The sequence below is a fragment of the Streptomyces sp. MZ04 genome, from assembly GCF_004684775.1.
Classification (GTDB): domain Bacteria; phylum Actinomycetota; class Actinomycetes; order Streptomycetales; family Streptomycetaceae; genus Streptomyces.
Window position 1 is genome coordinate 20816 of sequence record NZ_SRIC01000087.1, and the last position, 7844, is coordinate 28659.

At 70.6% G+C, this 7844-nt stretch carries 8 protein-coding genes; 7 read left to right on the forward strand and 1 reads right to left on the reverse strand.

Annotated elements, in window-relative coordinates; genetic code table 11:
• Window positions 1–33 precede the first annotated feature (33 nt).
• Window positions 34–993 carry a ribokinase gene (locus E2651_RS19685; RefSeq protein WP_135332490.1) on the forward strand — a complete coding sequence of 320 codons (960 nt, stop codon included), beginning with the start codon at window positions 34–36 and terminating at the stop codon, window positions 991–993.
• Complete coding sequence (rbsD, locus tag E2651_RS19690; RefSeq protein ID WP_135332491.1) at window positions 990–1379, forward strand: D-ribose pyranase; 390 nt, start codon at window positions 990–992, stop codon at window positions 1377–1379. Before E2651_RS19685 ends, rbsD begins: the two co-directional genes overlap by 4 nt.
• 51 nt (window positions 1380–1430) lie before the next feature.
• Here the strand turns inward: rbsD and E2651_RS19695 are convergent, their stop codons facing one another.
• On the reverse strand, window positions 1431–2276 hold the full coding sequence (locus tag E2651_RS19695; RefSeq protein ID WP_245239018.1) for a kinase: 846 nt from the start codon (window positions 2274–2276) through the stop codon (window positions 1431–1433).
• A gap of 317 nt (window positions 2277–2593) precedes the next feature.
• Between E2651_RS19695 and E2651_RS19700 the strand changes: the two genes are divergently transcribed.
• The 5 genes from E2651_RS19700 to E2651_RS19720 all read left to right on the forward strand — a co-directional run bounded on the left by E2651_RS19700 (window position 2594) and on the right by E2651_RS19720 (window position 7818).
• A complete protein-coding gene (locus E2651_RS19700) occupies window positions 2594–3583 on the forward strand; it encodes a pyridoxal-phosphate dependent enzyme (protein WP_135332492.1) in 990 nt (329 codons plus the stop codon).
• Window positions 3584–3624: 41 nt separating this feature from the next.
• The gene (locus E2651_RS19705) at window positions 3625–4458 is read left to right on the forward strand and encodes a DUF364 domain-containing protein (protein WP_135332497.1); all 834 of its coding nucleotides are present in this window, start codon (window positions 3625–3627) and stop codon (window positions 4456–4458) included.
• Window positions 4455–5699, forward strand: coding sequence for an MFS transporter (locus E2651_RS19710; RefSeq protein WP_135332493.1), 1245 nt, complete (start codon window positions 4455–4457; stop codon window positions 5697–5699). The genes E2651_RS19705 and E2651_RS19710 overlap by 4 nt, the downstream gene beginning before the upstream one ends.
• A 228-nt stretch (window positions 5700–5927) precedes the next feature.
• Window positions 5928–6983: an iron ABC transporter permease gene (locus tag E2651_RS19715; protein WP_135332494.1), complete on the forward strand. Its 1056-nt coding sequence runs from the start codon at window positions 5928–5930 to the stop codon at window positions 6981–6983.
• 37 nt (window positions 6984–7020) lie between these two features.
• A complete protein-coding gene (locus E2651_RS19720) occupies window positions 7021–7818 on the forward strand; it encodes an ABC transporter ATP-binding protein (RefSeq protein WP_135332498.1) in 798 nt (265 codons plus the stop codon).
• Window positions 7819–7844: the final 26 nt, after the last annotated feature.

Below are 7844 nucleotides of genomic sequence, written 5' to 3' on the forward strand. Positions count from 1 at the left end.
CACTCACGCACGAGCAGGAGCCGGATCCCAGAGATGCACGCCGCCCATGACGCCCATGCCGACGCCTCGTACGACCTCCTGGTCGTGGGCTCTGCCAACGCCGACCTGGTGATCGGCGTCGAGCGCCGCCCCGCCCCGGGCGAGACGGTGCTCGGCTCCGACCTCGCGACGCACCCCGGCGGCAAGGGCGCCAACCAGTCGGTCGCGGCGGCCCGCCTCGGCGCCCGCACCGCGCTGCTCGCGCGGGTCGGCGACGACGCGCACGGCAGGCTGCTGCTCGACTCGCAGCGCGCGGCGGGCGCGGACACGGTCGGCGTCCTGGTCGGCGGGGCGCCCACCGGCGTCGCGCTGATCACGGTCGACCCTTCGGGCGACAACAGCATCGTGGTCTCGCCGGGCGCCAACGCCCGCCTGACCCCGGAGGACATCCGCGCGGCGGGCAGCCTGCTCGCCGCGTCTCGGGTGATCTCGACCCAGCTGGAGATCCCGATCGAGACGGTCACGGAGGTGGTACGCACCCTGCCGGCGGCCGCCCGCTTCGTCCTGAACCCCTCTCCCCCCGCCCCTCTGCCGCCCGAAGTCCTCGCGGCCTGCGACCCGTTGGTGGTCAACGAACACGAGGCGCGCTACATCCTGGGCGCCGACACGGCCTCCGGCACCCCGGAGGACTGGGCGCGAGCCCTGCTGTCCCTCGGCCCCCGCTCGGTGGTGATCACCCTGGGCGCGGAGGGCGCCCTGACGGCGGACGGCATCAACTCCCCCACGCGCGTGCCCAGTCCACGGGTCGAAGCAGTCGACACAACGGGCGCGGGCGACGCTTTCACCGCCGCCCTGGCCTGGCGTCTGGGCCAGGGTGACGACCTCGCGACGGCGGCCGCGTTCGCCGCACGTGTGGGCGCGTCGTCGGTCACGCGGAGGGGTGCGCAGGAGTCGTACCCGAGGGCGGAGGAACTCGAGCCCCGGTCGGCGAAGGAAGTCGAGCCCCGGCCGTGAAGAAGTCCGGCATCCTGAACCGCGAACTCGCGGGCGCCATAGCCGAGTTGGGCCACGGCCACACGGTCCTGATCTGCGACGCGGGCATGCCGATCCCGCCGGGTCCACGCGTGGTCGACCTGGCCTTCCGGGCCGGGGTCCCGTCCTTCGCCGAGGTCCTGGACGGCGTACTGGCGGAACTGGTGACGGAGGGCGGCACGGCGGCGACGGAGCTCCACGAGGCGAACCCGCCCGCGGCCCACCTCCTGACCAGTCGCGTCGCCCCTCTCCACCTGGTCCCGCACGAGGAACTGAAACACCTCACGGCGGCCGCCCGCCTGATCATCCGCACAGGCGAGGCGACGCCGTACGCGAATGTGCTGCTGCGGTGCGGGGTGTTCTTCTAGCCCGCGGTCGCCGCGGGTCAGGAGCCCTCCGCACCCGCGGATCGCCGCCGGTCAGGAGCCCTCCGCACAGTTCGCGAAGCTCAACGTCCGATACACCGAAACCCCACCCCCCAGCTCCCCGCACGCCCGCGCCGCCTCGCTGACCCGCTGGGTGTAGGACGGGTCGCGGGTGTCCAGCAGGATTCCCAGGGTCGTACCGCTGTGGCCGACGGCCACGCCCAGGCCGCCGACCTCCCGGCAGATCTCCCGCATCGGCTCCAACGACCACTTGTGGCGCAGGAGTTGGTTCATCTCGGCGCTGCGGGTGGCGACTCTGCCGACCTCCGCGAGGTCGCGGCGGCGGACCGCGCAGGCCAGGCGGTCGAGGAGACGGGCGTACTCGTGGCGGTCGGCCAGGGTGAACGGCTTGGGTATGCGATTGAAGTCCACCGTGTCGACCGAGCCGCCCTCGTCGATGCCCACCACGGTCATGACCGGCAGCGATCCGAGGATCGCGCGCAGCCGCACGCTGCGGTGGTGGAAGGCCACGATCGCCGGGTAGAGCACCCCGTCCGTGGGCTCGATGCGCGCCAGGAGCCGTTCGATGCGGGCCGGCGGCATGTCCACGTTCAGCGCCTGGCCCACCGCCCGCGCCGTCGCGACCAGGTCGGCCGATGAACTGGCCAGACCCTTGCCCTCCGGGATCACACTGTTGATGGCGAGAGTGCCGCCGACGGGGGAGCCCGTTCGGGCCGCCGCCAACTCGCTGATGGTGCGGGCCAGTTGGAGTGCCTTCGTCTTGCGGGGCGGCCAGACCGTCAGCTCGGCGGAGCTGCCGGGCTCCCTGCGGAACGTCGCCATCGTCCAGCGCGCCACCGGCAGCGTCACCAGGAAGTCCCCGTCCTCCTCCGGCAGCACACCCTGAAGCAGCTCGCCGAAGGTGCCGAACGCGGTGCCGACTCCGACTCCGGCTCCGACTCCGGCTCCGACTCCGGCTCCGACTCCGACTCCGACTCCGACTCCGACTCCGACTCCGGCAGACCCTAGGCCCGACGGGTGAGGCCGGAACCGCCCGGTCTCCAGGGGCGGATCCACAGGCTCCCTCTCGACTTCACGGGTCCCCTCTCGGCGCATCGATGTCTCCACGCCCACAGGCTGCCACAGCCCTATCCGTCTTGACAATCATTTTCATCTAGTGTGATGCTCTCGGCTCGACGAACGACAGGGGGCAGGCTTTGCACGACCACATAGCCGAAGCTGTGAAGAAACCCGATCTCATATCCCTGCGACCGGACGTGGTCTGTCTCCGATTCGAGACGATGAAGATCTATTCGGCACTCGGAGCGGTCAAGCACCTTCTTGATTCGGGTGCCGTGAAACCCGGCGACACCCTCATCGACAGCTCCAGCGGAATCTACGCACAGGCCCTGGCCCTCGCCTGTCACCGCTATGGAATGAAATGCCACATCGTCGGTTCCACGACCGTGGACCGCACGATGCGGGTGCAGCTGGAGATCCTCGGCGCGACCCTGGAACAGGTGCGGCCGTCCCAGAACCTCCGGCTCGACCAGGAGTTGCGGGTACGGCGCATCGCCGAGATCCTCGAGGCGAATCCGACGTACCACTGGATGCGGCAATACCACGACAGCATCCATTACTACGGCTATCGCGATGTCGCCGGGACCATCGACGCCGAGGTGCCCGCCGGACCGCTCGCCCTGGTGGGCGGCGTCGGCTCGGGGGCGTCGACCGGCGCCATCGCCGGCTATCTGCGCGACGCGGGCCGGGACGTCTCCCTGGTCGGTGTGCAGCCCTTCGGCAGCGTCACCTTCGGCTCGGAGAACGTCGCCGACCCGGACATGATCATCGCCGGAATCGGCAGTGCCATCGCATTCGAGAACGTCCGGCACGACGCGTACGACCGCATTCACTGGGTGAACTTCGAGAGCGCCCTGTCCGGTGCCGTCTCGCTGCTCAGAAGCAGCGGAATCTTCGCCGGGCTTTCCACCGGTGCCGCCTATCTGTCCACCCTCTGGGAACAGCGCCGCGACGACTCCCGTACGTACGTCTTCATCGCCGCGGACACGGGCCACCGCTATGTCGAGAGCGCGTACGCGAAACACGCGGACGCCCAGGACATCGACACCCTGAAACCCCATGAGATCACCTCACTCGACGAGTTGAGGCACCCCTGGTCCACCACTTCCTGGCGCGATCTTTCCTGACCGCTGACCGTATCCACCATCGGAAATTGAGAGAACCCCCTATGTCACGCCCCTCGCCGCGCACCCCCCGCAGCGTCGCGGAACTCACCGAAGCCGTCCTGGCGGGCGCCTACGGACCCGACCCCGAAGACCTCTCCGTCACCAGCGCGTTCTGGCTGTACAACACCACCCGCCTCGCGGGCGGCGACGTCACGTACCACAACCACTATCTGCTGCTCCGGGTCGGCACGGCCTTCGGTGCCTGTTCCTTCGAGGCCGGTGAACTCGCCCCGGACTTCTGCGAGAACGCCTCTGGGCACACGCTCGGCAAGCTGCTGCGCTCCGAGTCCACGCCCGTCCGTATCGCCGCGCTCGACGCCTATCTCGCGCAGGTGAACCCGTACCGCGACGACGCCCGTGCCGAGCGCGTCATGCTGCCGACCGGCACCCCGGAGGTCCGGGCGAAGGTGCGCGACGCGTCCATCGCCGGGCTGCTCGACATCCGCCCCGGCGCGAAGGTCGCGCTGATCGGCGTGGTCAATCCGCTGGTGGCGGCGATACGGGAGCGGGGCGGCGTCTGTCTGCCCTGCGATCTGAATCTCCGTACGACCCAGTGGGGCGACGAGATCACGGACGACATGACGGAGGTGCTCAGGGAGGCCGACGCCGTGGTCGCCACCGGCATGACGCTGAGCAACGGCACCTTCGACCTGATCCTCGCGCACTGCCGCGAGCACGAGGTGCCGCTGGTGGTGTACGCACAGAGCGGCAGCGCCGTGGCCCGCGCGTTCCTGCCCGGCGGGGTCACCGGGCTCAACGCCGAGCCCTTCACGTTCTCGCAGTTCAGCGCCGACGAGACGCCCATGTACCGGTACCAGTACCGGGAGTCGGCGTGAGCGTCGACACGGCGAAGTCCACGGACGAGGCCGCTCCGCCCGGCGATCTGCGGATGGCCCGCACGCTCTGGCCCGTCCTCGTCGCGTCCGCCGTCGGACTGCTGCCGTTCACCGTCTTCAGTACGTATCTGGTGCCGATGGCGGAGGACGCCGACAGCAGTGTCGCCACTCTCGGCGGTCTTCGCGGACTCGGCGGTCTCGCGGCCCTGTTGGTGGGCACCGCCCTTGCACCGCTGATCGACCGGGTGCGCAAGGAGTGGGCGGCCGCGGGCGGTCTCGCCGCGCTCGGCCTGTCGGCGGCGCTGGGCGCGAGCGGGGACTTCATCCTGCTCGCCGTGTTCTGTCTGCTCGTCGGCGCCAGTACGTCGGTGCTCAACCCGGCGCTGACGGCGGCCGCGGCCGACCGTTTCGGTTCCGGGAAGGCGGCGGGGCGCGCGGCGACGCTCGTCACCGCGACGCAGTCGATGACCGCCATGCTCGCGGCTCCCGTCATCGCGCTGCCCGCGGTGTACTGGGGCTGGCAGGGCGACTTGTTCGCCGTGACAGGCGTGTCGCTCCTGCTCGCCGCGGTCTTCTTCGTACGCGGCAGAAACAGGCCGTTCGACGAGCGGGCCGACTCCCAACGCCTGGGCTATACAGCCTCGTTCAAGGCGCTCGGGGCAATCCCGGGTGTCGTGCCGCTGCTGCTGATCGCCCTGCTGCGCACGGCGGTGTTCATGGGCTACCTCTCCTACCTGGCGGCCTACTACGACGACCGCTTCGAACTCGACCCCGGGCTCTTCGCGTTCGTCTGGACGCTCAGCGGCGCGTCGTTCTTCGTGAGCAACCTCCTCACGGGGCGGATCACCAACTCCGCCGAGCCACGGATCGGCACCGAGCGTCTCCTGGCCATCGGCCTGGTCGCCGCGCTCGTCTCGGTCGTGGGCTTCTACTTCACGCACTGGCTGCCGCTGGCGCTCGCCATGACGTCCGTGCACGCGGCGAGCCACGCCGTCGTGGCCGCGTGCGTGGTCAGCCTGCTCGTCCGGCGCTGCGGCACACAGCGGGGCGCGGCACTGAGCGTCAACTCCGCGGGCATGAGCCTGGGCGTCTTCGTGGGGGCCGCCCTGGGCGGGCTCGGCCTTGGGCTCGCGGGGTATCCGGGGATCGCGGCGGCGTTCGGGGCGCTGGTGGTCTTGGCGCTGGGGGCTGCGGTGCTCGTGCTGAGGGCTGGGGCGGTGGAGGAGGGGACCGCCGGCTGAGGGCTCTGCCGGGTCGTGTCGTTCTTCTGCGGCGCCATCGTGGCTGGTCGCGCAGTTCCCCGCGCCCCTTCGGGGCGCTCGCCCCCCGACGCTACACAACGCCAACTCCCGTATATCCAAACCGACTTGAAAGGCGCGCCGCCGATGCCACCGCCCGCACCCTCCCCCACGGCAGCCGCCACCCCGGCAGCCGAAGCACCTCCTCTCGAGCCATCGGCCAGTGGTGGGATGAAGGCCCGGCTCGCCTCCCGCGGGGGCCTCGCGGTGACCTGTGCCGTGCTCTTCGGGGGCCTTCTCGTATCCGTTGTCGTGGCCATCGGCATGGGCTCCGCCGTGGTGTCGCCGGGTGATACCGCCCGGCTGCTGTGGGCCGCGCTGAGCGGTGGTGAGATCGATGCCGGTGAGGTGACGACGTATCAGATCATCTGGCAGATCCGCACACCGCGCGTACTCCTGGCGGCACTTGTGGGCGCCGGGCTGAGTGCGGTCGGCGTCGCCATCCAGGCGCTGGTGCGCAACGCGCTCGCCGATCCGTTCGTGCTCGGCGTCTCGTCCGGGGCCTCGGTGGGCGCGGTCGCCGTGACCGTCACGGGCGGGCTCGCCGCGCTCGGCATCTACGCGGTGTCCGTGGGGGCGTTCATCGGCGCGCTCGTCGCATCGCTTCTGGTGTACGCCGCCTCGGCCACCCGCGGGGGCGGGCTCGCCCCGCTGCGGCTCGTGCTGACCGGTGTCGCCATGGCGCTCGGCTTCCAGGCCGTGATGAGCGTGATCATCTACTTCGCGCCGGACAGCGAGGCGACCAGCATGGTCCTGTACTGGACGATGGGCAGCTTCGGCGCCGCCACCTGGGGCGCGCTGCCCGTCGTGGCCGTCGCCGTGCTGCTCGGTACAGCCCTGCTCCACCGGTACAGCCGCGCGCTCGATGTCCTGGCGCTCGGCGACGAGACCGCGACGAGCCTCGGCGTCAGCCCCGACCGGCACCGCAAGGGCCTGCTCGTCCTCGCCTCACTGATCACCGGGGTGATGGTCGCGGTGAGCGGTGCGATCAGCTTCGTCGGCCTGGTCATGCCGCATCTCGTACGCATGGTGGTCGGCGCCACGCATGCGCGGGTGCTCGCCGTGGCGCCGCTGGTCGGGGCGGTGTTCATGGTCTGGGTCGACCTGGTGTCGCGGACCCTGGTGGCGCCGCGCGAGCTGCCCCTCGGCGTCATCACGGCACTGGTCGGCGTACCGGTGTTCATCGCGCTGATGCGGCGCAAGGGCTATGTCTTCGGGGGGCGTTGAGATGGAATCCGCAACGGAGCCGGAGACGGAACCAGCAATGGGACTCGCGCTCGACGAGCTGTCGGTGGCCATCGACGGGAAGCGACTCGTCAGGGACCTCTCCCTGGACGTCGGCGCCGGCCGCATCGTGGGCCTCGTCGGCCCGAACGGCAGCGGCAAGTCCACGGCGCTCAAGTGCGTCTACCGCGCGCTGCGCCCGACCTCCGGCGTGGTCCGGGTCGGCGTCGACGACCTCACCCGGCTGCCCCTGCGGCACAGCGCGCGGATCGTCGCCGCGATGGCTCAAGACAGCGCGGTGGACCTGGACTTCACGGTGGAGGAGGTCGTCGCCCTGGGCCGCGCGCCCCACCTGCGCGGCAACCAGGCACTCAGCGGCCGCGAACTGGAGCTGTGCGCGCGGACGATGGCCCGCCTCGACCTCACCCGCCTCGCACGGCGCGGCGTACTGACCCTGTCGGGCGGCGAGCGTCAACGCGTGCTGCTGGCAAGGGCGTTGGTCCAGGAGCCGCAGATCCTGGTCCTCGACGAACCGACCAATCACCTCGACGTACGCCACCAGATAGAGCTGCTCTCCCTCCTGCGCGGCTCGGGCCTGACGGTCCTGGTCGTGCTGCACGACCTCAACCTCGCGGCGGCCGCGTGCGACCGCATCGGAGTGCTGTCCCAGGGCGAGTTGGTGGCCTCGGGGACCCCTGAGGAGGTGCTCACCACGGAGCTGATCGACGAGGTCTTCGGGGTGAAGGCGACGGTCGTCGGCCACCCCCTGACGGGCGATCCGCAACTCCTGTACGCACTCGCGCCCACGCCCACGCCTACGCCTACGCCTACGTTCTGAATTCCCCCTACCCCCTCCCCATTACC

What these genes read in the sequence shown, in the direction of transcription:
- E2651_RS19720 (WP_135332498.1), top strand. Translation starts at nt 7,021, where the DNA reads ATGGGACTCGCGCTCGACGAGCTGTCGGTGGCCATCGACGGGAAGCGA.
- E2651_RS19705 (WP_135332497.1), top strand. Translation starts at nt 3,625, where the DNA reads ATGTCACGCCCCTCGCCGCGCACCCCCCGCAGCGTCGCGGAACTCACC.
- E2651_RS19685 (WP_135332490.1), top strand. Translation starts at nt 34, where the DNA reads ATGCACGCCGCCCATGACGCCCATGCCGACGCCTCGTACGACCTCCTG.
- E2651_RS19715 (WP_135332494.1), top strand. Translation starts at nt 5,928, where the DNA reads ATGAAGGCCCGGCTCGCCTCCCGCGGGGGCCTCGCGGTGACCTGTGCC.